This window comes from Streptomyces sp. DH24 (assembly GCF_029813775.1).
In the GTDB taxonomy this organism is placed as follows: domain Bacteria; phylum Actinomycetota; class Actinomycetes; order Streptomycetales; family Streptomycetaceae; genus Streptomyces.
On the sequence record NZ_JARVKW010000051.1, the window covers coordinates 1 to 26,648 of the forward strand.

Here is a 26,648-nt window from a genome sequence, read left to right on the forward strand (position 1 = left end):
TGGCTCGCCGGCTGCCGCCGCCTCCACCGGCGCTACGAACGCAAAGCAGACCACTTCCTCGCCTTCACCAGCATCGCCTGCACCCTCATCTGCTACCGCAGGCTCACCAAATGAGATGACGTCTAAGGCGTGATCATGCCGGTCCGTCCTGGCCACCGATTCGCCGCCCTAGGACCCGCGCTTGCCGCTGATCGCGTCGATAAGCTCTTCCTTGCGCATGTCGTGAACACCGCTGAGGCCCTTGTCGCGGGCCATGTCGCGCAGCTCGTCCATGTTCATCTCGCGGAGTTGCTCCTCGGAGACCTCCTGGGACGACGCCTCGGACGTTCCAGACATCTCTGCCCCGCCGCCCATGGAGGCTCCGGCAGGCGTCGTCGCGCTGGGCGGGGACGTGGGGTACCCCTCGCCGGCGTCGCTCGATCCCATCTGCTCGGCCGGCCGACCCAGCAGCTGTTCCGTCTCGCGGCACTCCTTCGCGGACAGCTCGAAGTACGGAGTGCCCGCGAACTCCTCGGCAGCGTCCGCGCTCGCGCGCAGGACCGTGCGGGTCGCCTCGATGATCGCCATCGTCGTCGGCGCGTCGTATCCCGTCTGGCGGGCCAGGATCCGGGCCGCGACCGTACACAGGTCGGCGCAGTCGTTGTCCAGGCGCACACTTGATGGACATCACGATCTTTTCCGGGTCCTGCTCGGCGGCGGCCGCGTCGGCGCAGGTCAGGCAGACGCCGGCGCACTCGTACAGCTTGTCGACCGCCTCACCCAGCATTCTGGGCGGCATCCCGGTCTCGGCGGGGTAGGCGTCGAGCAGCTTCTCGACCAAGGACACGGCATCCTCCGTGCATCAGGAGGTGGGGTCGGAAACGTCTGTTTCGCGCGATTCGCGCCACGGGTATCCGCACCTGCGCTCGCCGCCCACTCCGGCGGTGTGTAGCGGGCCGCGGATCTCGCCGGTACTCTGCGCGGTCCGTGTGCCGGGCCCGGGCGGCGTGGGAGAGATAGGGCGACACGGTCGGGGTACTCCCCGCCCACCGGGACGCCGACCGCCGCGCGACCGGTGGGTGAAGGCGGTCGTACCGGGTACTCGCCAGGGCATGATCAAGCGCGCACTGTGGCAGGGACTGCTCGCGGGTACCGCCGGAGGCGTCGTGATGACTCTCGGCGAGAAGATCGAGCAGGCCGTCACCGGCCGGCCCGACTCCCATGTGCCCGCGCGGGTTCTGCAGCGGCTGACCGGCCTGCCCGAACGACCCGGCTCCCAGCCGCTGCCGGTCAACTGGGCCATGCACTACGGCCAGGCCGCCCTCCTCGGGGTGCTCCGGTCGGTCATGGCCCAGGCCGGACTGCGCGGACCGGTCGCCTCAGCCAAGTTCGCCGTCGTCCGCCTCACCAACGACCAGATCCTGGAGAACGCGACCGGCGTCGGCGCCCCACCGCAGACCTGGCCCCGCAAGGAACTCGTCGTGGACCTGCTGCACAAGGCCGTTTACGCCTTCGCCACGGGTGCCGTCGCCGACGTCCTGGCCGCCCGCGGCGGCCCGGGTTCCGGACAGCGCCACGCCGCCGCCCGCCCCGGCCGCCACGCCCACGTCGGGCCCCTGCCCCGCAGGCATGCCTACGGGGCATGAATCCGGCAGTCGTCACCGAACGGCGCGTCAGGAGCAGCTGTCCGGGCGGTCAAGGGAAGCCGCTCGTTCACCGTCGGCCGCTCCTGACGTCCCCTGTACTCCGCGCTGGGGACGAACGCAGCCAGGCGGTGATCCATCCGGTCTGCATCGCGGCGTCGAGGAGGTACGTCGGCCGAATCCGCCCCTTGGGTACGTAGACAAGGTCGACGGCCAGCAGGGTGAGGGCGGTGCCCAACCCGATGCGGCGGGCGTGGCCCGGGCCTTGCGCGTCCCCGGCCGCCGCGAGCTGGGCGACGCCGGCGGAGGCGAGTAGTCCGCCCGTCGTCATCTGCAGCCACACGTCGGTCTTCGGGCCGAAGACCCACTCGAAGCTGCGCAGGTGCAGCAGGGGCCACAGTCCGCCCACGATGTTGAAGGCACCGTGCGCGACCGCGAGCGTGTGGGCGGGCTCCCGCACTCCGGTTCTGCTCAAGAGACATCCCTTCGTAGGTTCCGGCCGGGTACCCCTGCCCAGGCGCCCTCAGTCCGGGCCGAGTTCGACCGTCGTCGTGACCCGGGTGGCGGAGGGGTTCCTCGGCGCCGAACCGAACCCGAAGCGCACGGGCGGCTCGACCGGTGCCATCGCCCCGAGGTCCGCGCCCTCGTAGTCCGCCGACACGGCACGGATCGGCAGCAGGTCCCTGGCGCCGTACCACTCCCGGCGGCCCCGGCCGGCACTGCCGCGGGTGCGCACGCCGGGCAGCAGCAGGCGGGCGGGCCGGTCCGTCAGCGCGCTCCATGCCGGACGGCGGGCGAGCGCGCCGGGCACGGTCCGCAGCGCGAAGCCCAGAAGCCCTCGCCGGCCGGTGATGAAACGCAGGTCGAGTGGCCCGGCGGTGATGGTCCAGGCGTCGTCCGTGACGCTCACCTCGACCGGGACCACATGGACCGTGTCGAAGATGTAGGTGCCGCTGATGAAGTCCGCTGTCTCGCGTGTGGGGGCCAGCAGCAGCCTGTGCCCGTCGGCCCGCTCCAGCATCACGTCACTGAACGCTCCGAAGGGTGACTGTTGCCAGTGTCCGAGCACGATCCGTGTGCCGGATGAGGTGCCCATGCCCGCGATCCAGCCGTCGAAGCGCACGCGCCGGCGTCGCGTGACGGCGCCGGAATTCGGGCGAGGGGTGTCAGGAAGGCTGGGAGACGTGCTCCGGGACGCACGGCCTGGAGGGCCCGAGCCGTACATGCCTGACTCCTTCCGAGAAATGCACCAAGGGCTCACCGAGGGGGGCTTCCCGCAGGCCCGCCGCGGCGGTCAGCGTCTCCTCCAGTACATCGACGCCGGCGGTGGCCAGCGGCCACGGCTCGTGCTCGACGGGCGTCTCCCAGAGCATGCCGAGCCTGCGGGTGTACGCCCGCCAGCGCGAGGTCAGCCACACGTCCCGCTCCGTCGGCTCGATCGGGTCGCCAGGCCGGACGACCAAGCGGTAGGACGCGTCACCGATCCATCGGGAACCGGAGTACGAGACGGTGTCCCCGTCCGTCGACACGCGGAGGGTGCCCGGGTTGTACGGTGCGCCGATGGCCCGGGCCGCCACCATCGGGGGGAAGGCGACCTCGATGGACAGGAACCAGAGCCCGTCCCGGCCGTCACGGTGCCGTACGTACGTGCGCAGGTTGGTCTCCGCGAACGTCGGCAGGCCGGGCAGCGAGGCGGGAACACCGGGTGGTCGCACGTCCGCCATGACAAAGGGGGTGAACCCCACCCAGGCGGCCCCCTCGTACTCGTCCACGACCAGTCCCCCGGGCAGGAGCGCCTGGACCGCCTCAGGCCGGAACTGCCAGTGGACGAACGTCTGCGTCAGCCAGCCCGCCCGCAGCGCCGGCAGGCGCACCCGCTGCTCTGCTCCGTATGCCGCCACGGGTGTCGGGTCCCCTGCGCATGAACGAAGGAAACCCACGGTGCCTGGCACGGCGGGCGGAACGGCGCCGCGCCGGGCCATGAAGAGGGCCAGGACGCCGGGCGTCCGGGCGAAACGCCTCGCCCGGCTCAGGGAAGGTAGTAGGTCTGCCGCAGGAACGCGGCCGTGTCCCGCAGGGCCTGGGTATAACCCGCCTTGTAGCGCGCGTCGGTGTCGGTGCGCCGGCTTTCGGCCTCCGCCCACTGGTCGAGGTGCAGGGCGATGTCGAGGTGGTTGCGGTAGAGCGTGCCGTGTACGCCGTCGAGGGCCGCTCGTGTGCGCTCCTCGTCCCAGTCCTCAAGCTCGCCGGTATCGAAATCCAGCAGTTCCTCATCAGGCCGCTGCACGGTTTCCTCCTTCGTTCCCCTCGGGCCGAGGACGAGCAGTCCGGTCGTCCCTTGCAGGTACCCGTCATCGGATCCCAGTCGCGTCTGATGACCGGCTTCCAGACGACGGACTTCTCGTCGACAGACAGGAAATAGCGTCGCTTCTCCTCGCGGTCTGCCACTGCACCTGGCTGAGGCCGAGTGCGCGCGCTTCAGCCAGCACGGCCTCCATCAGTACCGGAACCACCCCCCGACCCCGTGGCCGTCCCTCAGGAACAGGCAGTCCATGCCGCCCTACCGCGGCGGGTCCTCGCCCGCCTGCTCCTGACGTGGGGCCGTTGCCGGGGTTCATCCGGCCTGGTCGGCCGTTTGCGGTATGTGCAGGTGGGGGCCCGGCTGCTCATGACCACGACGCCACGCCGTCGGATGCGGCAGAACCGGGTCCTGTGGCTGCTGGACCGCCCGGAACGAGACCCTCGGAACGACTGATTTGGCCCGCGGAGGGCCGGAGTACAACGGTGCTCACGCCAGCCGCTGCACTGCGTCACAACCTCTGTGCACAGAAGCCCCGGCGGAACTTCGTCGTGGCACGGAGCCCGTATGGAGGGTATGGAGGGGGCCTACAGGAAAGCGGACCGCAATGCGGGAAAGGCGTTGGGCTTTGCAGGGGTGAAGGCTACGACTTGGTTGGTCTCGAAGAGTCCCGGGTCGGATGCTGCGCGTCGGCCGTGCGACGCGTGTCGTCACCGCGTCTTCCTTCGGGTGCTCGAGAGAGGAGAGCCGGAGTGCGACGTGCTCACGGCGGACAAGTAACCCCACGTACTCAGAGGCCCCGCCGGGCCGCACCTGCGGGGCTTCTCGTCGCACGCCGTTACAACCCGTGCCATGTGGTACCGCGGGACGGACCCAGGATCAGCACTGGGGCCTCTTCCGGCCCGTGAAGGGTGTTCGGCACTGTCTCACTCACGCCCCAGACCCTCTCACGTCTCACGAAATCCCACACAGCCGGGGAAACCGGTGACCCGATGCATCCGCGGCTCGACTCGTCGGGCACTGCCGACGGCCTCATCGATCGAGACTGAGTCTCTCCTACGTGTCTACTGCCGACCCCCGTCCGCACCCGTGCCGCAACCAGACCTGGACCTTGCGCTGAGCGAGGTAGCCACACTGCTCGCCGAACCTGACCCCCTCAACCGCCGTCTCCCAGATCCGAGCCGGTCTCGCCGCGCTCTAGCTGGCCCGCGACCGAACAAGCTCCAGGGTGGACCCGTTGCGCGACGTCCTCGCCGATGCAGCTGCTCTGGACGCGTACCCCCCGGGACGTCCTGACCCACGCTGTCACGTGCGCATCCCTGACCGGCGAGCAGCGTCGCAAGCTGGACAGCACGTCGCCGCGTCAGGACTGGGGGCGCGGCGCTTGCCCGAACACTACATGTACGCGCTCACGCAGGACAAGGGAGAAGTCTGCACTTCGCAGCTGGTCTGACATGCCCATTCCGCCCCCCGGCAGCGTCACAAGTCGATCATCACCTGGAAACCTCATTCGTCACAGCCGTTTCCGACGGCGATTCGGCCGGACCTCTCCGCTCGGGAACGGCCCAAAACACCGCGTCCGCACGTTCACCCCCTTGTACTCCAAGGCCCTCAGCGCGTCCGGAATCGAGCGCGTTCGATTCCGGCGTCGCGTCGTTATGCCGTGCACCGCCGACCAGGCCCGGACTGATGCAGGACCTGCGGAACCTCCAGCAGGACCAAGCCGCCTAAAGCTCCGAAGGGAACAACGCGTGACCGCCTCCCCCGTCGACTACTGGGAACCCCTGTGGGCCTCCGGCCGCCGCTATCGGCAGATCACCGACACCGAGACGCGACTCCTCGCCGGCCACCTCGGCCCCGGGCACGGTCGGCCGGCCCTCGACGTCGGATGCGGCGACGGCGCCTTGGCCCGCCACCTGCACCATCAGCTCGGCTACCGGACCACCGGCATCGACTGCGCTCCCAGCGCCGTCACCGTCGCCACGGATGCTGGCCCGAACTCAAGCCGTCAGCCCCGATTCCAGGTCATGGACTTCGCCGCTGACGACCTGAGCGAGCTGCCCGACCCCGCCTACGCGGTCATCACCTGCCGGCTCGTCTTCCGGTTCATCACCGACAAGGCCGTCTTCCTGGAAAAGGTCCGTCAACTCCTCGTCCCCGGCGGGACCTTCTGGATGGTCACCGAGCTCGCCGACCGGCGGGCCGACGACGATCCCCTCAAGAGCCTGGGCATCACCACGCCCGACGTCGAACTCCTCACCGCCCGCTGGTCCACCGTGACCGCCGTCGACCTCGACCGGCTGGCCTGCTTCGCCCTCCGCCCGTGACCCAGCACTTCCGATCGGAGATCGGCACTCAGGCCCGCCACGCCACCGTCCACGACGCGCAAGCCGCTCAGTACGCCCCCAACGCCAGCATTCCGACCCGCGCCGCACCCACCGTCGCGGATCCCGCATGACCCGATCGACGAAAGGCCCACCGTGACGACACCTCCCACCACCGAACTCGACGACATGGGCGCCCTGCGCCACCAGCTGGCCGACCAGCTCACCGACGCAGGCCACATCCGCACCCCCGCGGTGAACAACGCCCTGCGCACCGTGCCCCGCCACGCTTTCGCCCTCGAAGTACCAGCCGAAAAGGCGTACACCAACGACATCGTGCCCACCCGCCGTAGCGACGACGGCCGCACCGTCAGCTCGGCGTGCGGGCGGTGGTCAGCGGGTGCACCGCCCTTCCGCACCCAGGATCTTCCCGAACGTCCGTGAACGTGGAGCTTCCAGCAGTGACTCATGGATCAATGCCGTGTCGACGACAAACACGGTGAACGCCGCGGCGGTTGAAATCTGGGGCTGTCTGGCGTTATCGGATGGGGCGGCGGCCGGAGCGCCGGGACCAGCGCACCGCGATGAAGGCAACAGCGGCCACGAGGACCACGATGCCGATGATCAGCAGATAGCCCAGCCCTTCCACCACCACGCCGACGATTCCCAGCACGACGGCGACCAGAACGAGAAACAGGAACAGAGCCATGACACGAACACGTCCTTCGGGATGAGCACGGGACGGTCAGCGGCGCGCGAGTTGCCTCTCGCCGCCCGCACCCGGCCGGTAGGTCAGGTCATAGTGCTGGAAGATCGCTTCCTCGGCCTCGGCGGGCAGGATGTCGTCCATGCCGACCGTGGGCGCCTTCTTCACCAGCGCCTTGTCGTAGGAGACCTTGACGTAGTCCGGTCCCAGGATCGCCTCGTCGAGGGGCACGAAAGCCAGCTGGTGACGGGTGGGAAGCCCGATACGGACCGTGGCCATGGCCGGTTCGTCGGTGGTGGTGTCCACATAGACGGCTTCGAGCACGCCGATCTTGCGGCCCTTGGGGTCGACGACGCTATGGTTGCGCCACTCACGGATATCGGCTGCATGGATCATGGTCTGTCCATCTCACTCTGCTCTGTCGTCTGGTTCGGTCAGCACCGCCTCGTCACCCTCGCCCTTACCGGCACGGGCAGGCGTCAGCCCTATCAGCATGGCCCCTGGGAACGGATCGCGGTGATCGCTTCGGCGAGCTGCCCACGGCAGCCTGCCCACATCCTCCCGCCCCGCCGCCGCAGCGGCCGGGCTCTCGGCGTCCTCCTGTTCCGGTCGTTCACGCTCACCCCGTGAAGGGTGCCCCGAAACCGGTTCCCCCAACGCCCCGTCCGGACGCTGCCGCGTCCGACATGGCCCCCGCATACCGGCCGCCGACGGGAGGGTCGCCCCGTCGGAGCGCGAGGTCAGTGGACCCGATCGGTGCACCCACCCAGCTCGAAGCAGTGGTCCGCCGGCGGCGCGTCCTGCCCTTCCGCCCGCCTCTCCTGGAGCCTGGTCACGTCCGAGGCGAGCTCGGGCAGTTCCTCGCGCAGCCGGGCCGCCCACCCTTCGGCCAGTGCCTGGCCGAAGGCGTACAGCTCCCCGTCGACGCCACCGACCGCCACCAGCACCCCCGCGCTGCGAAGGAATCACCATCGCGCCGACTGCCCCGGGAACCTTCCCCCGCCGCACCAGGGCCTCGGCCGCAGCCCGGCCCGGGCCATCGCCGCCTCATCGACCGGCGGCGGGCCCGGCGGCCCGGGCGGGCTCCAGCATCACCACTGACGTCATGGACGGCGGCTCGGACCAGCACTGTCGTGACCGCCCTGCTCGCCGACCTCGTCGACACCGCGCGACACCTCACCCGCCGGAGGGGCGGCTGAAAAGGCTCCCTACGTTGTTCTGCGGGATACGGTGAGCCCTCCGTATGGTTGACCCGCCCAGGGGTGCCGGGTGTGGTTCAGAAGAGTTGTGTCGAATCCGTAGCAGTCACCGGATGTTTGGTGAACCGGTGCCACCAGTGACGGCGCCGGGGATGCACTGCACGGCCCAGCCGGAGGCCGATCAGCAGGTAACCCAGAAGAGCGCCCGTGGTGTTGAGCAGAACGTCATCGATGTCGAAGGTACGCCCGATGATCAGGGCTCCTTGGACGAGTTCCACGAGGAGCATCACGAGAGCGGTGACCACCGCAACCCGGGCCAGCCCTCGCGTTCGGGGCACCAGCACCGGCAGCAGCACACCGAACGGCACACCCATCACGATATTGCCGCCGAGCTGCTTGACCGTGTCGAGGGACGCGGGCTGGGCGAGATAGGCACGGATGGAGTCACCAGGGCGCAGATTGCTGTGCGTCAACGGCACGGACGCCGCCGACGGTTCCAGCGTCAGCCGGGCCAGTACCACCGCGAATCCCACCATCGCCGCGAAGGCCAGCAGCATGGCCAGTACCCGGCCGAGCACAGACAGGGGAGGTTTTCCGGGAACCCGGTCCCCGGGTTCCGTCGAGGTCTTGTCACGCAGGACCATCCGCGCCATTACAAGCTCCTAGCCACATTGGTTTGCTTGGACGTTCCGATACCCGCGTCGTGAAGCGGCAGGCGCTGCGCGGGAGGGGGTGCCTGGGGGGAGGGAATGAAGTGGCTGGCCGATCGGGACGAGGGCTGGGCAGCTTATGCCCTGTCGGTCATCGACGGCGGAGTTTGGCCAGTTCGGCGTTGAACTGGGCCCCGGTGAGGAGGGCCAGGTTGGACAGCCACAGCCACACCAGGAAGACGATGATCCCGGCGAGCGATCCGTACAGCCGGTTGTACGTTCCGACGTGCGAGACGTAGAGGGCGAAGCCGGCGGAAGCGACGAGCCACAGGGCCACGGCCAGAGCGTCTCCCACGAGCCTCTGCCGCACCCCGCGTGTCCCGGCCGGGCCCGAACGGAACAGCACCAGCACCATGATGGCGACCAGGCACAGCAGGAGCGGCCATTTCAACGCGTTCCACGCGGTGCCGGCCATGCTGCCCATGCCTACGAGCCGGCCGACGGTGTGGGCCGCTTCGCCGGTCAGGATGAGCACCAGGGCACTGGAAACCAGAAGCATCAGCAGCACCACGGCGGTCATCACCAGCCGTGGTGCCGTCCTCCACGCCGGGCGCAGATCCTCAACGCCGTGCATGACGTGCAGGGCCCGGCGGAAAACCCCCAGATAGCTGGAGGCGGACCACAGAGCGCCGATCATGCCGAAGACGGCCAACATCCAAGCAGCTGTGTGCTGCTCCGCCATGCCCTGCAACGCGCTCTGCATGACGGGACGGGACTCGGCCGGCACGACAGCGATCACGTTGGCGATCAGGTTGTCGGTGGTCGAAGCGCCGACGATTCCCAACAGTGAGACCGTGACAAGGAACGTCGGGAAGAGCGCCAGCACCGCGTAATAGGTGAGGGCGGCAGCGAAGTCGGTCACGTTGTCGTTCCACACCGAGGCAGGGGTCCGCCGCAGAGCGGTACCGATGTGCTGCCAGCCCGGCAGGTCGCGCGCATACGTCGGGGGCGGCAAGGGCGCTGTGGTTGCCTGGCGTGTCTGCAAGTGGTGCGCAGGAATCTCTGTTCTGGAGCGGGACAGCGGCGCGCGGTCGGCACCGCCCGGCTCGAACGCAGGCGTTGGCGAGCTGCTCATCAGACGGGCGCCTCCCCCTCGTGCCGTGTGCCGTCGTCCGGCTCCTGTTGGCAAGGTTCCCCGACGAGCCGTTCGTACGTCACCCCGGGCGGCACGTCCCTCTCACCGACGCGCGATCTGCCTGGAGACATCGGCGTACCCGCATCTGTTCGTGCCGCAGAACCTATCCGCTGCTCCGCCGGACAGCCAACTCCCTCACCCTTCAGGGCTTCAAGATCAACAACTGGCGGCTGCGGCGCTCGTCTAGGCGCACACCGGGCTGGTATGGACACCGGCCGAAGCATTGTGCGACGCCCTCACCTGAGCCGCGGAGACAGCGTCACTTCACTGCGCTGGGCGAGGCCGGCTTTCCCGGCCACGGCGATGCCGTCACCAACTCGCAGGGGGCAAACAACCACTCACCACGGCCGACCGACATCACCAGCGACGGTCAGGCACGAGGCCGATGCACTCAACTTCTCGCCCCTCGTTCCGGTCCAAGCCAGTGGGACCTCAGGGGTGTTGTGCTGGAAATTGGTGCAGCCTGGGCACTCGAAGGCAGTGCAGTCCTCGTAGTCGGGCACGACTTCAGTGCCGACCCAGAGATCCGGCGACTCAGCCATCACATTGCGCCTGAATGGCCCCCGGACGCTCGGCCCAGCATCGCCCTCTCCCCGCCGTGGCGGCCAGCACGATTGGTCCCAGGAAGCGGCTCGTCGTTCGCCTGAGGGCTGTCCCGTAACTGCTGGTCACGGAGCTGGGAGGGTGCGGAAACTGCGTAGCTGCTGAGTTCGCGGTGCCGGTATCGTCCGGTCTCGACCCGTCGTATGGGCGGCCTACGTTCAGAGAGCGATGCAGATGACCAGCCAGCGAGCAACGACGCCCCTGTGGCGCCCCACCGGCCCCAAGGAGCTGGATCTGGTTCGGGAGCTGAACTGGCGTGCCTGGCCGCCCCGGCTGCCCGAGCAGCCGATCTTCTACCCGGTCCTCAACGAGGACTACGCGGTCAGGATCGCGCGGGACTGGAACGTGAAGCACGATGGCGCCGGGTTCGTCACTCGTTTTGAGGTCGAGTCGGTGTTCTTGAGCCGGTATCCCGTACAGCAGGCCGGCGGGCAGACGATCCTCGAGCTCTGGGTTCCGGCCGAGGAGCTGGACGACTTCAACGCCCACATTGTCGGCGAGATTCAGGTGGTGCACGAGTTCCGCTGAGGCGGGGAGGCTTGCTGACGGACCTGCTGACCGGTGCGATGATCCTGGCGCGGCTGGTGTGATCACGGCGTCGGAGCCGTCCTGAATGGCCCGTTTCCCGGGCTGAGCCCGCGTGCCTTCGGGAAGCTGCTGACGGTGCTGCGGCGTGAGGGTGCGGATGCGGTCCGCAAGGGTCGGCCGTGGAGCCTCTCCCTGGAGGACAGGGCACTGCTGGTCGCGGCGTACTGGCGCACGAACTTGACGATGCGCCGGCTTGCCCCGCTGTTCGGGGTGTCCAAATCCGCGGCGGACCGCGTGATCGACCGTCTTGGGCCGATGCTCGCGCTCCAGCCCCGCAAACGGTTCGCCAAGGACACCGTGCTCATCGTGGACGGCACCCTGGTCCCCACCCGCGACCACACCATCGCCGAGCAGTCGAAGAACTACCGGTACCCACCAACCACCAGGTCGTCATCGACGCCGACACCCGGCTCGTCGTCGTGGTCGGCCGACCACTGCCCGGCAACCGCAACGACTGCAAGGCGTGGGAGGAATACGGCGCCAAAGCCGCCGTCGGCAGGACACTCACGATCTCCGACGGCGGCTGTCCCGGCACCGGACTTGTCATGGCCCATCGCCGCCGCAAGGGCGAAGACCTGCCCGACTGGAAGGAAGCGCACAACAAGTCGCACAAGCAGGTCCGCGCCCGCGTCGAGCACGTCTTCGCCCGAATGAAGACCTGGAAGATCCTGCGCGACTGCCGCCTCAAAGGGGACGGCGTCCACCACGCCATGCTCGGCATCGCCCGCATGCACTATCGAAGAGAGGCTTGTAACTGCCGAGGCGCGCAACGCCGAGCACCGTGAAGTACCAGTCAGCCCCGCAGCGCCCGCCATGGCCTGGCGCCACGAGCACCTCGCCGGAATTCCGCTCGACCGTGTTCTCGTCGCGGGTCTAGTGCTGCGGCAACCACTGGCCAGCCCGGACACCTGTTCACCGGCCTTCGTCGAACAGGTCGACGCGGAACTTGCACGCCTCGAGGCACCCGTACTGACCCGGTTGCCCGAAAGTCCCGCGAGTGGACGACTCCGCCGGGAGCCTCTTCACCAACCGTGCTCGACGATGTCGATGACGACTACAGGACGGCCGGTAGTGACGGCTGCGGTCGGGCAGAGGGCGGATGCGGATCAGCTCAGGGCTCGAACGAGTCCTTCCTACTGGGCCTCCGAGAGCGTTTGACACGCTGCACGCCAGGAGCTCGGTTCCGGTGCTGCCCCTAGCGTCACAGAGCGAAGTCACGAAGAGTGGGGAGCATCCATGGCCACGAGACACCGGACTACTCAGGAACCGCCCGTCGACCTGCCGGTCGGCTTCAACGCGTGGCTTTTGGACTGCGTCCCCATTGCTGACTGCAAGACGTGCCAGTCCGAGTGGCAGCGCCTCAACGCGGCCAAGGAACTCGGAGACATCACGGAGGCCGCGAAGCATGCCACCGAGATCCGCGACCACGCCTCTGGGGCTCGCCGATGACCATGGACATGCAGACCTACCGGGACGGCCGTAAGCAGGCCACGGAGACGCGGCGGAGGCCATCCGCGAGGCGCGGGCCGGTCTCGGCCTCCCCGAAAGCGTCTGGGGCAGCGTGCGCCCGATGGTGACCCACAGCGGCAAGCCGTACGTGCATCTCGGCATGGTGCGAGCGGACGTGGCCGAGAAGATGGCTGAGGCCATGCGGACCCCGGCCGAGGCCGTTGAGCAGGCCGGTCGGGCCGCGCGGCCCGACCGTTGCTCGTGGCTCGTTACCTCCTGACGGCGACCTGGAACATGGGACGCCCCGACGGTTCTGGAACTCCAGCGCCCCATCCTGGTCCGGCGTCAAAGGCGGATCAGCCGAGTCCGCGCAGGCTGGACGCCCTCGATCAGTACGGGAAGAGTCGCCGTCATAGGCGGCCGACGCCGACAGCGGATCACTGCCCCCGTCTTCTGTCCCTCATCCCCCGCCGTCTGCCCCCATGCAACTCGCCCCGATCCGCCCGAACCGATGTCAATTGCGTCCGCTGTCGTGGTGGCTGCCCCGCTGGATCGCCGCACAAGCCTCTGGTCCGGCAGACCAGAAATTGCTTACCTCTGTGCGGAGGCGGGCGGGCTGTCGGTCACGTCGGCGGCTGTGGCATGGACAGGCAGGAACGAGTCGACGCCGGTCATGCTGAGCATGCGCATCAGGCGGTCGGGGACGGCGGCGAGGCTGAGCGAGCCGCCCGCTTCCTGGGCCGCGTGCCAGATGCCGATGATCGCGCTGAGACCGGCGGAGTCACAGAAGCCGACCTGTGCCAGGTCCAGGACCAGGCGCGGGTGTCCTTGCCGAATGATCTCCATGGCCCCGGAGCGCAGGGTCGGCGCCGTCTGCACGTCCACATCCCCGACGATCATGGCGACCGCGAGGCCGGGGTGGGGGTGCTGGGCGGTCAGGTGAAGCGTGTGGGTCACTCGTTCATCACTCCCGGCCGAAGTGTTCGGGTGCGGCGGTGGTGTGGGCGGTGGTGGCGACGCCGGTGTCGGGTGCGGTTTCCGGGTCAGACACGGACAGGGCCAGCAGGGCCACGTCGTCTCCGGCTCCGTCGGGCATTGAGGCCAGCAACGTGACGGCGTCTTCCATCAGGGCGGCGGCGGTGAGGGGGCCGGTGCGCTGGTGGAGGAAGCCGGTCAGGCCGTCCTCGCCGAGCATGGCGCCCTGGGGGGTGCGGGCTTCGGTCAGCCCGTCGGTGTAGAGGAACAGGCCCTCCCCGGGGGCCAGCAAGAAGGTGGTCTGGGCGAAGTGTGCCTGGGGGAAGGCTCCGATGAGCATGCCGCCCTTGGGCCGGACCGCCTTGACCCATACCGCGCCGCTGTCGTCGGGGCGCACATGGTAGGCCGGCGGGTGCCCGCCGGTGGCCACTGTGACGCTGAAGCCGCCGTCCCCCCGGGGTGCCAGGAGGCCGAAGAGGGCGGTGCAGAATCTGCTTCCGGCGGTGACGTCGGTGAGCAGGGCGGTATTGAGCGTGCGCAGGACAGTGACAGGGTCCGGGTCGATCTGGGCCGCGACGCGCAGGGTGTGGCGGGCCAGGGCGGTGACGGTCGCCGCCTCGGGGCCCTTGCCGCACACGTCACCGAGGAAGAACGCCCACCGGCTGCCGCCGACGGGGAAGACGTCGTAGAAGTCGCCGCCGACATCATGGACGGAGGCAGTGTGATAGTGGCAGGCCAGCTCCAGGCCGGGCACCACGGGAAGCGCCGGGGGCAGCAGGGTGCGCTGGAGGGTGGAGGCGAACGCGGCGATGGCGGTTTTGTCATTTTCCGCCTGTTCCCGCGCCGCCCGTTCCACCTCCCGCCGCTCCTGCTCGGTGCGTAGTGCGCACAGCGCCGACAGCCGCAGCTCCAGTTCGTCCAGCACGATCGCGGCAAGATCGGCCAGTGTGGCGATGTCGTCCTCGGTGATGGAGCGCGGCTTGATGTCCAGGACGTTGACCGTGCCCAGCCGGTGGCCGTCGGGGGTGATGATCGGTGCGGCGGCGTAGAAGCGCACACCCATTTCTCCGGCGACCAGCGGATTTTTCGCCGCCACGGGATCACGAAGGGTGTCGGGAACGACGAGCGCGTCATCGCGCAGAATGGCTGAGCCGCACAGGCCCGGATCGCGGCCGATCTCCTTGACGCCCTGCAGGCCGTGTGTGGCCTTGAACCAGATGCGGTCGGTGTCCACGATCGTGACCGTGGCCACCGGGACATCGAAGAGGCGGGCGGCCATGGCCGCCACCCGGTCGAACGCGCCGTCGGGCGGAGTGTCGAGGACGTCGTAGCGGCGTACCGCCGCAATACGGGCCGCCTCCACATGTGGATCCGGGACCAGCTCGGGGCGCCGCCCGGGCGCCGGGTGGGCCGCCGAAGCCTGCTGCGTCATCGGCTTTCCTCTCCGTCGATGGGCCACCGCGAGCGAGCGACACGAACCGACGCAGCCTAGATCGCGTCCACGTCCGAACGCCAATGCCGCAGTGAACACCAGATCTGCGGCAGCATCGCTCACCTCCTTCCGGCGCTCCTGCTGTGGCCTCGCATGCAAGATGCTGCTTCCCCATGTGCAGGAGTGCTCCCGCCGAGTGCGGGTATGCGCCCTGTCGTCGGTGCGCGGTTGCCGGCACGGTACGGAGTCGGACACGTGGGAGGGCACATCATGACGGTGACGGCGGATGCGCGAATAGCCGAACTGCCGGAGGTCGCCAACCCGTCGCAGGTGGCTCCCAAGGACGCCCGTGAACTGTCGCGGCTGTTCTTCGACCAGCTGGCGGCGCTTGAGGAAGGCACTGCCGAGTACCAGTACGCACGCAACACGCTGATCGAGATGAACATGTCCCTCGTCCGCTACGCGGCCGCCCGCTTTCGCAGCCGCGGGCCGGAAGAGATGGAAGACATCGTCCAGGTCGGCATGATCGGCCTGATCAAGGCCATTGACCGGTTCGAGATCAGTCGCGAGGTGGAGTTCACCTCCTTCGCCGTCCCCTACATCGTCGGTGAGATCAAGCGGTTCTTCCGCGATACCTCCTGGGCCGTCCACGTCCCCCGCCGCCTGCAGGAAGCCCGCGTCCAGCTGGCCAAGGCCACCGAGGAACTGCGCAGCCGGCTGGGCCGCACCCCCACCGTCACCGAACTGGCGCAACTGATGTGCCTGAGCGAGGACGAGGTCAACGAAGCCATGCTGGCCTCCAACGGCTACAACTCCGCATCCCTGGACGCCGCCATCGGCTCAAGCGAGGACGGCGAGACCGTACTCGCAGACTTCATCGGCACCGAGGACACGGCCCTGGAGCTGGTGGAAGACTTCCACGCCCTGGCTCCCCTGATCGCCGAGCTGGACGAACGCGACCGGCGCATCATCCACATGCGGTTCGTCGAAGAACGCACCCAGGCCCAGATCGGCGAACACCTGGGCGTGTCCCAAATGCACGTCTCGCGCCTGCTGAACCGCACACTGACCCGACTGCGCGAAGGCATGCTCACCACCCACTGACCACGAGCCGTCGGCAACGCTCCACCCGGGCTTTCCGGGCCGGGGCACCCGACCAGCCCCGGCGTAAAACCGTGTCGACAGGCGTAAGGCCCAATGCAGGGGTGGTGCGGCTGGTCGTCAGCGAAGTGTTGACCAACGCCAGCAAATACGCACACGGCCCATGCCTGCTCGACCTCCAGCTGAACAAGGGCCGGGTGGGAGTCACCGTCTGGGACAGCGACCCCACGCCGCCGACACCCAAAACCCCTGACCCGCGCCGGATCGGCCAGCACGGACTGGAAATCGTCATGGCCGTGAGCCAGAGCTTCGAAGGGCACCGGGAACCGGTCGGCAAACGCACCATGGCCGCCATCGTGCTCGCCGACGGCCCCGACGGGAACGCCTCCGGGCACCAGCCCTGAGGAGTTCCCCGCGTCCGCGGCGGTGTGAGGCCGGGCGGGGCGGGCGAGCAAGCGGGGGCCTCGGGCTGTGCGGCGCGGGCACCGCCCGCCACCCACCGGGCTCTCGAAGAACAGCGCGTGGCAGTGCTGGGTGATGTTCTGCAGGGCGGTCAGTTTGCTGTCCTCGCTCAGATCCGAGATCCACACCCCGCGCGCGGTGCTGGAGTAGCGCACCGCTAGATCCGGGAGCCGCGACCCGGTGTACGCGAAGAGGAGCTGCACGGCGTGGTCGGTGAGGTACTTGGTCGCCTCGTCGACCTGGGCCCGCCAGCGGGCGCGTCCCTCCCGCAGTGCGGTGCGGACCGTGTGGGTCGCCTCCGGCACGACGGGTGCGGCAAGCAGACGGGTGACCACGGACAGGACGCCGTGCCGCCCGCTCGGTGCCGGCCGTCAGTCCGTTTCCTGGGCGTGCGGTGCCGTCGCGGGCGGATGGGTCGGACGCTCCCGTCCGCCGTCTCGGCCGGACACCACCACGACGACCAGCCCGGCAACGACGGCTCCGGCGACGACGCGTCCGGCCGCGCGCGCCCACCAGGCCGGACGGGCCGCGCCCGCGCCTCCCCTCGGCGGGCCCAGCCGCTCGGTCCGCCGAGCAGGTCTCAGCAGACGGATCAACAGCAGTGCGGCGACAGGTAGTTGCAGCAGCCACAGGACGGTGCGCGGCCACTCCCCGTACCAGACGTTGGTTCCGTACAGCAGTGTGTGCCACACACTCAGCACGTAGACGACGATCACGAAACGGTGCAGCCGCCGCCAGGTGTTCGCTCCGATGCGGTGCCGGGCGTAGAACAGCAGCCCGAGCGGGACCGCCAGGTACAGGGCACCCTGTCCGAGCGGGATGGCGATCCGGCCGGTGCCGGAGTCGTACCAGCCGGGCACGAAGCTGTCGGCGAAACCCACCCACAGCCGCTCGGCCCAGTCCACCTTCGTCTCGTAGCGTACGAGTTCCGCAGCGAACATCAACGCGTGCGCGAACATCAGCGCCATCGTCGTCAGGCTCGTGGTGCGGTGCCAGCGCTCCAGTACTTGCCGGGAGACCGGCAGCCGGGCGGGGCGCGGTCCCGACAGAAGCAGACCCAACATGACCGTGCCCCAGGCCCACAGCAGCCCGGACCAGCCGAAAGCCTGGCTGAGCAAGTACATCCAGTAGGTGCCGGCATCGTCCATGAACGGCATGACCGCGACAGTGTCCGAAGCACCCGACTCCATGCGTGCCCACAGAAGGGCGAACACGAGAGCCGTGACCACCACCGCCGCAGTGGCGTCGGGCAGGGCGGAGCGCAGGTCGCCGCGCAGAGCGACGCGGTCCCCGGGAGGCCGTTGCCTTCCGAGCGGGGCAGCTGCCCCGTCTTCGTCCGGCCTCGTGTCTGACGTCATCAGGGGCCTCCCGGGCACGGGCCACCGCGGCAACGGTGTGCATGTGTCGTGAGGCAACAAGTCTGGCTGATGGGGCAGCGATCCCCTGAGGCGTTATCCGGCCAGAGCCGCCACGACAGCCGGACGGGGACACACGTGGTCTCTGCCTCCCCTTCACATTCAGGACAACCGCCGAATCCCCACTGTCGCAGGAATACGAGCGCCCTTACGCTGATGCACGCAGTCGGTTCGCGCCTCCCGTCCGCCCGGATGCCCCGGCGGCGCGACGCAAGAGGGAACCCGGTGCGAATCCGGGGCTGTCCCGCAGCGGTGAGTGGGAACGAAAGCCGTCGATGTCACTGGGCCCGCGTCAGGGCCGGGGAAGAGACGGCCGGTAGGTGTCCGCCCTTTCGGCGGATGTGCCCGCGAGTCCGAAGACCTGCCACTGCGCCCGCGTCCCGCGCGGGCTGTGCACATGACCTCGTGGACTGGGTCGGCGGTATGGGCGGTCGTACATCGTGCGTGCGGCCGCGCCTCCTTCCCTGTCGCTGTCCAAGGCCCAGTACGGAGGAGGATGCTGTGCCGAACCCAGCCGCTTCGCGTCGGCCTTTCCGATCCCGGGCCGACGTGCCGTCCGACGGACCGGAACAGACGATCCACGCACCCGTCGCAACGCGGCACTCAACGCCGGGATGGCGGTCGGCCCGCTCATCGCCGGACCGTTCGTCCTGTCCTCGCCCGGCTGGCTGTTCGCGGCCGTCACGACGCTGTTCCTCGCGGTCACAGCGGGACACGCACGGCTGCCCGGAACCGACGGGACGCACCCCACCGAATCGAAGGCAACGGCCTGCCCGAGCCTGCTGGCCGGCGTGGCATTGCTGCCTTTCGCCGCCAACGCGCTGGCCTTCTACCTCTACTTCCACTTCCAGCACTTCCTGGCGGTGTACGCCGTCGAGCGCGCCTCCAGCGCCTTCTACAGCGTGGTGCTGCTGGTCTGCTTCACGCTGGTCATCGTCGTACAGCCGCTCGCGTCCGGCCTGATCCGGCGCATGCCGTACGCCCTCGCCCTCGCGGTCGGCTTCACGGGCCTGGCGGCGGGCCTGGCCGTGCTGGCGGCCGGTACCCGGGCGGCACTGCTGACGGGCGGCGCGCTGATCACCCTGGGCGACATCGTGCTGTTCCTCAAGAACGACCTGGAGGCACTGCGCCGCAGCCCCCGCTCCGACGCCGTGGTCTTCGGCCAGCAGCGGCTGGCCGCGGGCCTGGGCGCCTGCGCGAGCGGCGTGCTGGGGGGCCAGTTGTACAGCCTCGGCGAACGGGCCGGACACACCGGCTGGTTCTGGCTGCTGGCAGCCGCCCAGTGCCTGCTGCTTCCCCCTCTGCTGCTCACGCTGCGCCGCCACACGGCGCGGTGCCCTGTCCCCGACGGCGACCATGAAGGAGCACTGACGCGCGATGACACGGACGGGCGGATTCCAGGACGATGACTTCTGGACCGAATTCCATGACTTCCTCTTCTCCGAACAGCGCTACGAGCAGGCCGAGGAACTCCTCGACACCTCTCCCCTGCTCGCCCTCCCGGACGGATCACGCGTGCTGGACCTGTGCTGCGGGCCGGGCGTGTTCACCGTGCCCCTCGCCCGCCGCGGTCACCGCGTGACCGGAGTGGACCTGAGCCCGGCCATGCTGGACCGGGCACGCAAGCGGTCGGCCGACGCCGGTGCCGACGCGACGTACGTGCGGGCCGACGCACGCGAGTACGAAGCACCAGGCGGCTTCGACGTCGTCCTCAACATGTTCACCTCCTTCGGGTATTTCGAGGATCCCGCCGACAACGAGCGGGTGCTGCGCACCATGCACACCTGCCTGGCACCCGGCGGCACGCTCGTCCTGGACCTCGCCGGGAAGGAGCTCCTGGCCCGCAGGGTCACCCCGCCCAAGGTGGTGCGGCGGGGCGACGACGTGATGGTGCAGACCGACACCGTGCTGGACGAGTGGGCGCGGCTGCGCAGCGAGTGGATGCTGGTCCGGGGCGAGCGGGTGACGCGGGCCACCTTGACGTGGTTCGTGTACAGCGCGGTGGAGCTGCGGCGCATGGCCGAGGAGGCGGGGTTCGGCCGCGTGGAGGTCTTCGGCGGGTTCGACGGACGCCCTTACGACGAGAGCGCCGAGCGGCTCGTCCTGCGGGCGGTCCGCGAAGCGTGAGGAAGGCGGGGCGTGCGGCCGGATCCGCACGCCCTTTTGCCGTCGGCTCAGGGAACCGTAGGATCGCCTGGTCATCGCCGCGACGGGAGACAGGAAGCCGGTGCAAATCCGGCACGGTCCCGCCACTGTGACCGGGGAGCGCCCCTCCGACATGCCACTGCGCACCGCGCGGGAAGGCGGAGGGAACGTCGATCCGGGAGTCAGGACACTGGTCCGTCGCGGGCCCGATCCGAGGAGCGCGGACTCCAGGAGGCTTCACGTGTCCCAGCTGTTCACCCCTGCCCGCACGCGCGGGTTCCTTCGTGCCACGGCCGCTGCCGTGGCTCTCTCATCAGTGCTGCTGACCACCGGCTGCGGTTCGCCCGACGAGAGCGGCGGGGACGCGAAGGCTGCCGTGCCCGCGGGCTTCCCGGTCACCATCGACAACTGCGGCGTGAAGACGACATACGACGAGCCGCCGTCACGGGTGGTCACCATCCACCAGCACCCGGCAGAACTCATGCTCGCCCTCCGTCTCAAGGACCGCGTGGTCGGCACGGCCTTCCCCGACTCCGCCGTCCTGCCCGAGCTGAAGAAGGACTACGAGGCGATACCCGAACTGGCGAAGAAGGAACCGTCGTTCGAGAGGATCCTGGACGCCGAACCCGACTTCGTCTACGGCGGCTACGGCAGCGCCTTCGCCGAGAACGAGGGCCGTTCCCGCACAGCGTTCGCCGACGCCGGCATCGACACCTACCTCAACCGCGAGTACTGCGGCAAGAAGCAGGTGACCATGAAGGACACCTACGACGAGATCCGCACCATCGGCACGATCTTCGGTGTCCCGGACCGGGCCGACAAGCTGGTCACGGACTTGCAACGCCGTGTCGGCAAGGCCGCCACCGAGGTCGAGGGCGAACCCGGGGTGCCCGTCTTCGTCTACGACAGCGGCGACAAGAGCGCTTTCACCGCCGGCGGCAAAAGCCTGGGCACCGACTTGATCCGCCTGGCCGGCGGCGAGAACGTCTTCACCGACCTCGACGACGTCTTCGGCGACGTCTCCTGGGAGCAGGTCGTCGAGCGCAAGCCGGAAGTCATCGCCATCTACGACTACGCCGGCGCCGGAAGCGTCGATGAGAAGAAGAAGTTCCTGCTCTCCCAGCCCGCGCTCGCCGACGTACCCGCCATCAGGAACAAGCGGTTCGTCGTCCTGCCGCTGACCGCCACCCTGGTCGGTATCCGCTCGGCCTACGCGGTCGACGACCTGGCCCGCGGACTGCACCCGAAGAGCTTCCGGTGACCCAGGTCGCCACCGGCTCGCCCGCCGAACGGACGGTACAACGGCGGAAGGCCACCGAGTCACGAACAGGCCGTAAGCGGCTGGCCGTCACGCTGCTGGTGCTCACCGCCCTGCTCGTCGTCTCCGCTACGGCGGGCCTCGCGATCGGCTCCGTGCATGTACCGCCGGGCCAGGTGTGGGGCATCGTGACGCACACGCTGGGCGCCGGCTGGCAGGAGCCGGACTGGTCACGGGCCCGGGCGACCATCGTGGTGGACGTGCGGGCGCCGCGGGTGCTGCTCGGTGCGGTCACCGGCGCCGGCCTCGCGGTGATCGGTACCGCTCTGCAGGCTCTGGTACGCAACCCGCTCGCCGAGCCGTACCTGCTCGGCATCTCCTCCGGGGCGTCGCTCGGCGCGGTCTCGGTGATCGTGTTCGGGTTCACCCTCTTCGGACCGGCCTCCCTGTCGGTGGCCGCCTTCGTGGGCGCCCTGGGCGCCCTCCTGCTTGTGTACGCCACCGCCCGCACCGGCGGACGCATCACCTCGTCGCGGCTGGTGCTGTCCGGAGTGGCGATCGCGGCGGTACTCACCGCGGTCCTCGATCTGCTGCTCCTCACCACCGACCGGGGTAACGAGGCCCGCGCGGTCCTCGCCTGGACCCTCGGCGGACTCGGCGGCGTCAACTGGGACACGCTGTGGCTGCCGAGCACCGCCCTGCTGCTCGGCATCGGCGTCCTCATGGTGCAGGCCCGCAACCTGAACCTGCTGCTGGCCGGCGAGGAGGCGGCCACCACGATGGGACTGGACGTGGCCCGCTTCCGCGCCCGCCTGTTCGTCCTGCTCTCCCTCGTCACGGGCGTCCTGGTCGCGGCGGCCGGACCGATCGGCTTCGTCGGCCTGATGATGCCCCACATCGTGCGCCTGTTCGTCGGCGGCGACCACCGCCGGGTCCTGCCGATGGCGGCACTCGGCGGAGCGGTCTTCCTCATCTGGGCCGACATCGCCGCACGGACGATCGCCGCACCGATGGAAATACCCGTCGGCGTGCTCACGGCCCTGTGCGGCGGGCCGTTCTTCCTGTGGCTGATGCGCCGGGACGCCCGGCGCGGCACCGACCGAGGAGTGGCATGACCGCGACCGAACTGAGCGTCGACGGCGTCACGCTCACCGCCGGAGCGCGCCACCTGGTGCGCGACGTCTCCCTGAACGCCCGCCCGGGCGAGACCATCGGTCTCGTCGGCCCCAACGGCAGCGGCAAGTCCAGCCTCCTGCGCACCGTCTACCGCGTCCTGCGGCCAGACAGCGGCCAGGTCCGGGTTGACGGAGGCGACGCCTGGGCGCTGCCGGTGCGGCAACTGGCCCGCACCGTGGCGGCGGTCGTCCAGGACTCGGCCGCCGACTTCGACCTGGCCGTCCGCGAGGTCGTCGCCATGGGCCGTACCCCGCACAAACGACTCCTCGCCGGTGACACACCCGAGGACGCCGAACTCATCGACCGCGCACTCCACGCGGTCGACGCCGTCCACCTGGCCGCCCGCCCCTTCGACCGGCTCTCCGGCGGCGAGCGCCAACGCGTCCTCATCGCACGCGCCCTCACCCAGCAGCCCACCCTCCTCGTCCTGGACGAGCCCACCAACCACCTCGACATCCGCCACCAACTGTCCGTGCTGGGTGCCCTGCGCCGCCTGCCCACGACCGTGCTGCTGGCCCTGCACGACCTCAACCTGGCCGCCTACTACTGCGACCGCCTCTACGTCCTGCACGCCGGCGAAGTCACCGCCTCCGGACCACCCTCCGAGATCCTCACCCCTAAACTCCTGGCCGAGGTCTACGGAGTGGCAGCGGAAGTCGCCACCCATCCGCGCACGGGCGCCCCGCAGGTGACATTCCTCCCCGAAGAGCCACATATCTGAAGCGCGCTCCGGCGGCGGCCCCGACTCCTGGCGCGGCGAGTACAGCAAGACCTACGTGCATGCCCGACAGGACTACGCCGACATCATGGACGGACTCCGCAACGGCCGGTTCCGGGTCGTGACGCGCGACCTGATCAACACCCTCGAACTCACCGCCGGCAACCGGTGTCGCGGTTCGGTCCCTGCAACTGGCGCAAGCAGGGGCCTGAGTACGTCATCGAGCACATCCTGCGCAAGGTAGAGACCGAGCTCTACGCGCGCGTCCGGGGCACGCACGACGTCTCATCCGAACGAAGATTCTCCCAGGACGCCCGGAATCATGCGTAAGCGGTAGGCATTGTCCCCCCGCACGGGCCCGTCCACCCCGCCTCGAGAGACAGTACGGCCGAGTCCTCCGAAGACGGTGGACCTTGCCGAAGCACTGGGCCCAGCCAATCCGGCGAGGTGCGGCGGAAAGTGGGTGTCGAGCGGGACCGGATGACCGTCCGTTCTACTGCCAGTATTTCTCCACAGTCGCCGCCGGTGTCCATCTTCCTGGGGTGCGGCTCCTTTGGAGGGACTCTGTATCGGAGCCAGTCTTGGCGGCTACCAGGCTGGGGCGCCACGTCACTCCCTGGCGTGATCACGTCTGTGGGTGTGATGTGTGACGCCGCGCCGATCCCCAGCTTCACGGCGACCGCCTACATCGCGGCCCACTCAGTTGGGTAGTTGGGACGGATCTCCGCGATGGCGCAGGCGATCACCCCGCCAGGGCAGAGGCGACGGCACGGAGCGCGCAGCTCCAGCGGCTCCTGCGTGGCGGCCACCATGCGGGCGAAGCCGGTGCCCCGCCGAACGGCACACCGCGTCATTCCGAAGGAATGCGAAACTCGAATTCGGGACGGTCCCACGGCACAGCGGGCGGGCTCGCGAGCGCGGTCCCGATCCGCACTGCACCGGCGCGGTGGTAGAAGTCCTCGGCGGGAGGATGCGACACGACCCTGACGCGGTCGAGGCCGGCGGCACGGGCCTCGGACTGCATGTGCGCGACGAGCAGTCGTCCAATACCCCGCCCTTGCGCTTCGTCAGCGACGAACAGCAGGTCGAGCTCCGGTGGAACGAGAACGAGCGAGTAGAACCCGAGGACCCGGCCTCCATGCTCGTCGGCACCGACGGCCACAAAGGCGCGGTGGGCCTCGATGTAATCAGGACCGACCCGGTAGCCCGCGACTGCGGCTGCGTACTTACCCTCGTGGGCGCCTGAGCCACGCACGAGCCGCGTGAGCCGTTTGGCATCCCGCGCGACGGCCCTCCGTATCGCGATCGACCGGCAGATCGGGGAAGTGCGTGAACTCATCGGGAGAGTATTTCGCACCGGAGCGTGCCTGTCATGCGGCGGGTCGGCTGCCGGGTCCCGGGAGCGAAGGCGGGCGCGGTCTCGCGCTCGTGGCGGCGCCGGCGCGGGACTGGGGCAGCGAGCCGCTGCCGTGGGGGAAGCGGGTGTGGGCGGAACTGCACGGGAAGGAACACGGATGACCGGGGAACAGGAACGGCGCGCGTGGGTGGGCGACCTGATCCACGACGAGGACGGCCGACCGGCGCGCGATCGTGGCGGACGTGCGCGGCGGCGCCACAGTGGGTGCTGCGGCCGGAGTACGGGACGCATCGGTGGACTTCGAACCGGCCGGACCGGCTCCGGGTGATCAAGCCCGTGAAGAGAGAGTGCGGGACCACGACGCCTCATGCCCGCAATTTCGGAAAGCCCTGGCCGGTGGTGATCCCCGGCCGGGGCTTCGTCGTGTCACGAGCCGTCACACTCTGTGCGGAGCGAGACGAGGTGCGCTCATCTGGAATGCGCCGGGGCCCAACCCAACGGCTCTCGCGGATGCGCTCGCGCACCTTTCAGCGGCCCGGACCAGGGCGTGGACGGTGCCCCCGGAACTCTCCTGGCCTGCGGGCCTGCGATTCAGGGGACCAGCTTCTCCTGGTGTCCGCCGCGCCATTCGGTGAGCAGTACGGTGGCGTCGTCGTCGAGTTTCCCGCCGTGGTGATCGACGACGGCGGCCATCAGCCGGCGCAGGGTCTCGTGCAGGGTGTGCCGACCGGAGTGATGACGCCGTACGAAGTCGGCGAACCGGTCCCGGCCGAACTGCCTGCCACGGGTGTCGCGGGCCTCCACCACACCGTCGGTGTACAGCAACAGGCGGTCGCCGGGCTCCAACTGCTCGGCGCACTCGGTCACCGGCAGGTCCAGGCCGGTGCCCATGGGGCCGGCCGGAGGGCAGGCCAGCTCGGTCGTCCACCGGCTGTCGCGGATCAGAATCGGCAGGTGATGGCCCCGGTTGATCCAGGTCAGCCGCCCGGTGTCCATGTCGAGGTCGGCCAGGATGCCGGTCGTGTAGCGGCTGGTGCCGAACTGGTCCAGCAGCGTCTGTTCGATCCGCTCGCTGGTCTCGGCCAGTGACGCGCCGTGGCGGCGGGCGTTGCGGCAGGCTGCCACGGCGAGGTTCGCGGTGATCCCGGCGGTGGTGTCGTGGCCCATGGCGTCGAAGACACTCAGGTGGAGCACGCTGCCGGTCACGGCGTAGTCGAAGGCGTCTCCGCCGACCTGGTAGGCCGGTTCCATGACCGCGCCCACCGTCACGTCGTGACCGGCGTACGCGGGCGGAGGGGTCAGGTTCCACTGCATCTCCGCCGCCACGTTCATCGGCTCGGTGCGCACCAGGCGCGCGTAGGAGTCGCTGAAGGACCGCTTGCTGAGCAGGAGCAGGGCGGTCATCGACGCCAGGTCGCGCACGGCTTGGCGGGTCTCGTCGTCGTCGGTGTCGGTGTCGGTCCGCAACACGCCCAGGCGCTCCACGCCGTCGGTGACAGCCACCCACCACCGTCGGCGACCGTCCGGCGCGTTCTCCGTCGTCGACTCGGAGAGAAGACCCACGCGCTGGTACGCCTGACCGGGCAGGCTCCCCTGGACGGTGAACTCCTGCCCGTCGGCCCCGGCGTCCGGGCCCTTGCCCGTGAGCCGGCGCAGCACCGTTTCGCGGAGGTCGACGACGAAGACGGCCGTGTCGTACGCCCCGGCGCCGGCGGCGTACGCGTTGATGAGCTCCGGCAGTTGCTCGAGCGTGGCGGTGTGGCTGACCTGCATCAGCCGTACCAGCGCCAGCGCCGCCACACCTCTGTCAACCACGGGCCACACCCATCGGGAAGCGATCGTCCCGGGCAGGCGGGCACAGGGCGGACGACGGGCAACCGTCGGTGCCGCGCATCCGGCGCGGATCCACTGCGCCCCGGCCGGCCCGGACCGTGTGCCCGCGTCCCGGCGGTGCCCCACCCCCCGGGGGACATC

General features: G+C 69.4%; 26 protein-coding genes, 4 pseudogenes and 2 riboswitches. Of the genes and pseudogenes, 15 read left to right on the forward strand and 15 right to left on the reverse strand.

Features of this window, described 5'->3' with window-relative positions:
* Positions 1-114: pseudogene (locus QC282_RS28355) on the forward strand (IS5/IS1182 family transposase); the annotation flags it as partial.
* Positions 115-168: 54 nt separating this feature from the next.
* Here QC282_RS28355 and QC282_RS28360 read toward each other — a convergent pair.
* Entirely contained in the window at positions 169-654 is a 486-nt protein-coding gene (locus QC282_RS28360) for a Rho termination factor N-terminal domain-containing protein (protein WP_279552434.1), read from the reverse strand.
* A gap of 437 nt (positions 655-1,091) precedes the next feature.
* On the opposite strand from QC282_RS28360, the gene QC282_RS28365 reads away from it, so the two are divergent.
* The gene (locus tag QC282_RS28365; protein ID WP_279552435.1) at positions 1,092-1,625 is read left to right on the forward strand and encodes a hypothetical protein; all 534 of its coding nucleotides are present in this window, start codon (positions 1,092-1,094) and stop codon (positions 1,623-1,625) included.
* 67 nt (positions 1,626-1,692) lie between these two features.
* Here the strand turns inward: QC282_RS28365 and QC282_RS28370 are convergent, their stop codons facing one another.
* From QC282_RS28370 to QC282_RS28385, 4 genes are all read right to left on the reverse strand, one after another.
* Positions 1,693-2,097 (reverse strand): hypothetical protein, encoded by a 405-nt coding sequence (locus QC282_RS28370; protein WP_279552436.1) that lies wholly within the window; start codon positions 2,095-2,097, stop codon positions 1,693-1,695.
* Between the two features lie 48 nt (positions 2,098-2,145).
* Complete coding sequence (locus tag QC282_RS28375) at positions 2,146-2,718, reverse strand: hypothetical protein (RefSeq protein ID WP_279552437.1); 573 nt, start codon at positions 2,716-2,718, stop codon at positions 2,146-2,148.
* A 70-nt stretch (positions 2,719-2,788) separates the two neighbouring features.
* Positions 2,789-3,523 carry a DUF2071 domain-containing protein gene (locus QC282_RS28380; RefSeq protein WP_279552438.1) on the reverse strand — a complete coding sequence of 245 codons (735 nt, stop codon included), beginning with the start codon at positions 3,521-3,523 and terminating at the stop codon, positions 2,789-2,791.
* A gap of 128 nt (positions 3,524-3,651) precedes the next feature.
* Positions 3,652-3,909: a hypothetical protein gene (locus QC282_RS28385; protein ID WP_279552439.1), complete on the reverse strand. Its 258-nt coding sequence runs from the start codon at positions 3,907-3,909 to the stop codon at positions 3,652-3,654.
* A 1,763-nt stretch (positions 3,910-5,672) separates the two neighbouring features.
* Here QC282_RS28385 and QC282_RS28390 point away from each other — a divergent pair.
* Together QC282_RS28390 and QC282_RS28395 are read left to right on the forward strand one after the other, a co-directional pair.
* On the forward strand, positions 5,673-6,248 hold the full coding sequence (locus QC282_RS28390; protein ID WP_279552440.1) for a class I SAM-dependent methyltransferase: 576 nt from the start codon (positions 5,673-5,675) through the stop codon (positions 6,246-6,248).
* A gap of 153 nt (positions 6,249-6,401) precedes the next feature.
* Complete coding sequence (locus QC282_RS28395; RefSeq protein ID WP_279552441.1) at positions 6,402-6,689, forward strand: hypothetical protein; 288 nt, start codon at positions 6,402-6,404, stop codon at positions 6,687-6,689.
* Positions 6,690-6,783: 94 nt separating this feature from the next.
* On the opposite strand, the gene QC282_RS28400 is transcribed toward QC282_RS28395, so the two are convergent.
* From QC282_RS28400 to QC282_RS28420, 5 genes are all read right to left on the reverse strand, one after another.
* Positions 6,784-6,954 carry a hypothetical protein gene (locus QC282_RS28400; protein ID WP_279552442.1) on the reverse strand — a complete coding sequence of 57 codons (171 nt, stop codon included), beginning with the start codon at positions 6,952-6,954 and terminating at the stop codon, positions 6,784-6,786.
* 36 nt (positions 6,955-6,990) lie between these two features.
* Complete coding sequence (locus QC282_RS28405; RefSeq protein WP_279552443.1) at positions 6,991-7,347, reverse strand: PRC-barrel domain-containing protein; 357 nt, start codon at positions 7,345-7,347, stop codon at positions 6,991-6,993.
* A 344-nt stretch (positions 7,348-7,691) separates the two neighbouring features.
* Complete coding sequence (locus tag QC282_RS28410) at positions 7,692-7,892, reverse strand: hypothetical protein (RefSeq protein WP_279552444.1); 201 nt, start codon at positions 7,890-7,892, stop codon at positions 7,692-7,694.
* Between the two features lie 335 nt (positions 7,893-8,227).
* Positions 8,228-8,794: a VanZ family protein gene (locus QC282_RS28415; protein WP_279552472.1), complete on the reverse strand. Its 567-nt coding sequence runs from the start codon at positions 8,792-8,794 to the stop codon at positions 8,228-8,230.
* Positions 8,795-8,951: 157 nt separating this feature from the next.
* The gene (locus tag QC282_RS28420; protein WP_279552445.1) at positions 8,952-9,935 is read right to left on the reverse strand and encodes a YihY/virulence factor BrkB family protein; all 984 of its coding nucleotides are present in this window, start codon (positions 9,933-9,935) and stop codon (positions 8,952-8,954) included.
* An 837-nt stretch (positions 9,936-10,772) separates the two neighbouring features.
* Here QC282_RS28420 and QC282_RS28425 point away from each other — a divergent pair.
* The 3 genes and pseudogenes from QC282_RS28425 (at position 10,773) to QC282_RS28435 (ending at position 12,915) form a co-directional block, all read left to right on the forward strand.
* Entirely contained in the window at positions 10,773-11,126 is a 354-nt protein-coding gene (locus QC282_RS28425; RefSeq protein ID WP_279552473.1) for a hypothetical protein, read from the forward strand.
* Positions 11,127-11,184: 58 nt separating this feature from the next.
* A pseudogene (locus QC282_RS28430) lies at positions 11,185-11,971 on the forward strand (transposase).
* Positions 11,972-12,756: 785 nt separating this feature from the next.
* Positions 12,757-12,915, forward strand: coding sequence for a hypothetical protein (locus QC282_RS28435; protein ID WP_279552446.1), 159 nt, complete (start codon positions 12,757-12,759; stop codon positions 12,913-12,915).
* Between the two features lie 311 nt (positions 12,916-13,226).
* On the opposite strand, the gene QC282_RS28440 is transcribed toward QC282_RS28435, so the two are convergent.
* Complete coding sequence (locus QC282_RS28440; RefSeq protein WP_279552447.1) at positions 13,227-13,592, reverse strand: STAS domain-containing protein; 366 nt, start codon at positions 13,590-13,592, stop codon at positions 13,227-13,229.
* 7 nt (positions 13,593-13,599) lie between these two features.
* A complete protein-coding gene (locus tag QC282_RS28445; protein WP_279552448.1) occupies positions 13,600-15,165 on the reverse strand; it encodes a PP2C family protein-serine/threonine phosphatase in 1,566 nt (521 codons plus the stop codon).
* 147 nt (positions 15,166-15,312) lie between these two features.
* On the opposite strand from QC282_RS28445, the gene QC282_RS28450 reads away from it, so the two are divergent.
* Together QC282_RS28450 and QC282_RS28455 are read left to right on the forward strand one after the other, a co-directional pair.
* A complete protein-coding gene (locus QC282_RS28450) occupies positions 15,313-16,146 on the forward strand; it encodes an RNA polymerase sigma factor SigF (protein ID WP_279552449.1) in 834 nt (277 codons plus the stop codon).
* A 98-nt stretch (positions 16,147-16,244) separates the two neighbouring features.
* Positions 16,245-16,547: pseudogene (locus tag QC282_RS28455) on the forward strand (ATP-binding protein); the annotation flags it as partial.
* A gap of 429 nt (positions 16,548-16,976) precedes the next feature.
* On the opposite strand, the gene QC282_RS28460 reads toward QC282_RS28455, so the two are convergent.
* Positions 16,977-17,963 (reverse strand): ferric reductase-like transmembrane domain-containing protein, encoded by a 987-nt coding sequence (locus QC282_RS28460; protein ID WP_279552450.1) that lies wholly within the window; start codon positions 17,961-17,963, stop codon positions 16,977-16,979.
* A gap of 269 nt (positions 17,964-18,232) precedes the next feature.
* Positions 18,233-18,383: riboswitch (cobalamin riboswitch) on the forward strand.
* A gap of 251 nt (positions 18,384-18,634) precedes the next feature.
* Here QC282_RS28460 and QC282_RS28465 point away from each other — a divergent pair.
* From QC282_RS28465 to QC282_RS28485, 5 genes are all read left to right on the forward strand, one after another.
* On the forward strand, positions 18,635-19,429 hold the full coding sequence (locus QC282_RS28465; RefSeq protein ID WP_279552451.1) for a hypothetical protein: 795 nt from the start codon (positions 18,635-18,637) through the stop codon (positions 19,427-19,429).
* Positions 19,398-20,147 carry a class I SAM-dependent methyltransferase gene (locus tag QC282_RS28470; protein WP_279552452.1) on the forward strand — a complete coding sequence of 250 codons (750 nt, stop codon included), beginning with the start codon at positions 19,398-19,400 and terminating at the stop codon, positions 20,145-20,147. Before QC282_RS28465 ends, QC282_RS28470 begins: the two co-directional genes overlap by 32 nt.
* 89 nt (positions 20,148-20,236) lie before the next feature.
* Positions 20,237-20,358: riboswitch (cobalamin riboswitch) on the forward strand.
* 48 nt (positions 20,359-20,406) lie between these two features.
* Positions 20,407-21,426, forward strand: coding sequence for an ABC transporter substrate-binding protein (locus tag QC282_RS28475; RefSeq protein WP_279552453.1), 1,020 nt, complete (start codon positions 20,407-20,409; stop codon positions 21,424-21,426).
* Positions 21,423-22,538, forward strand: a complete 1,116-nt coding sequence (locus tag QC282_RS28480) for an iron ABC transporter permease (RefSeq protein WP_279552454.1) — start codon at positions 21,423-21,425, stop codon at positions 22,536-22,538. Before QC282_RS28475 ends, QC282_RS28480 begins: the two co-directional genes overlap by 4 nt.
* Positions 22,535-23,320, forward strand: a complete 786-nt coding sequence (locus QC282_RS28485) for an ABC transporter ATP-binding protein (RefSeq protein ID WP_279552455.1) — start codon at positions 22,535-22,537, stop codon at positions 23,318-23,320. Before QC282_RS28480 ends, QC282_RS28485 begins: the two co-directional genes overlap by 4 nt.
* Positions 23,321-24,167: 847 nt before the next feature.
* Here the strand turns inward: QC282_RS28485 and QC282_RS28490 are convergent.
* Positions 24,168-24,656, reverse strand: coding sequence for a GNAT family N-acetyltransferase (locus QC282_RS28490; RefSeq protein WP_279552456.1), 489 nt, complete (start codon positions 24,654-24,656; stop codon positions 24,168-24,170).
* Between the two features lie 56 nt (positions 24,657-24,712).
* Here QC282_RS28490 and QC282_RS28495 point away from each other — a divergent pair.
* Positions 24,713-24,835, forward strand: a pseudogene (locus QC282_RS28495) (ATP-binding protein); the annotation flags it as partial.
* Positions 24,836-25,265: 430 nt separating this feature from the next.
* On the opposite strand, the gene QC282_RS28500 reads toward QC282_RS28495, so the two are convergent.
* Positions 25,266-26,489 (reverse strand): PP2C family protein-serine/threonine phosphatase, encoded by a 1,224-nt coding sequence (locus QC282_RS28500; RefSeq protein WP_279552457.1) that lies wholly within the window; start codon positions 26,487-26,489, stop codon positions 25,266-25,268.
* Positions 26,490-26,648: the final 159 nt, after the last annotated feature.

Coding starts and splice junctions, on each gene's coding strand:
- QC282_RS28365 (WP_279552435.1), top strand. CDS start 1,092: ATGATCAAGCGCGCACTGTGGCAGGGACTGCTCGCGGGTACCGCCGGA.
- QC282_RS28375 (WP_279552437.1), bottom strand. CDS start 2,718: ATGGGCACCTCATCCGGCACACGGATCGTGCTCGGACACTGGCAACAG.
- QC282_RS28400 (WP_279552442.1), bottom strand. CDS start 6,954: ATGGCTCTGTTCCTGTTTCTCGTTCTGGTCGCCGTCGTGCTGGGAATC.
- QC282_RS28405 (WP_279552443.1), bottom strand. CDS start 7,347: ATGATCCATGCAGCCGATATCCGTGAGTGGCGCAACCATAGCGTCGTC.
- QC282_RS28415 (WP_279552472.1), bottom strand. CDS start 8,794: ATGGTCCTGCGTGACAAGACCTCGACGGAACCCGGGGACCGGGTTCCC.
- QC282_RS28420 (WP_279552445.1), bottom strand. CDS start 9,935: ATGAGCAGCTCGCCAACGCCTGCGTTCGAGCCGGGCGGTGCCGACCGC.
- QC282_RS28425 (WP_279552473.1), top strand. CDS start 10,773: ATGACCAGCCAGCGAGCAACGACGCCCCTGTGGCGCCCCACCGGCCCC.
- QC282_RS28435 (WP_279552446.1), top strand. CDS start 12,757: ATGGTGACCCACAGCGGCAAGCCGTACGTGCATCTCGGCATGGTGCGA.
- QC282_RS28450 (WP_279552449.1), top strand. CDS start 15,313: ATGACGGTGACGGCGGATGCGCGAATAGCCGAACTGCCGGAGGTCGCC.
- QC282_RS28460 (WP_279552450.1), bottom strand. CDS start 17,963: ATGACGTCAGACACGAGGCCGGACGAAGACGGGGCAGCTGCCCCGCTC.
- QC282_RS28465 (WP_279552451.1), top strand. CDS start 18,635: ATGGCGGTCGGCCCGCTCATCGCCGGACCGTTCGTCCTGTCCTCGCCC.
- QC282_RS28470 (WP_279552452.1), top strand. CDS start 19,398: ATGACACGGACGGGCGGATTCCAGGACGATGACTTCTGGACCGAATTC.
- QC282_RS28485 (WP_279552455.1), top strand. CDS start 22,535: ATGACCGCGACCGAACTGAGCGTCGACGGCGTCACGCTCACCGCCGGA.
- QC282_RS28490 (WP_279552456.1), bottom strand. CDS start 24,656: ATGAGTTCACGCACTTCCCCGATCTGCCGGTCGATCGCGATACGGAGG.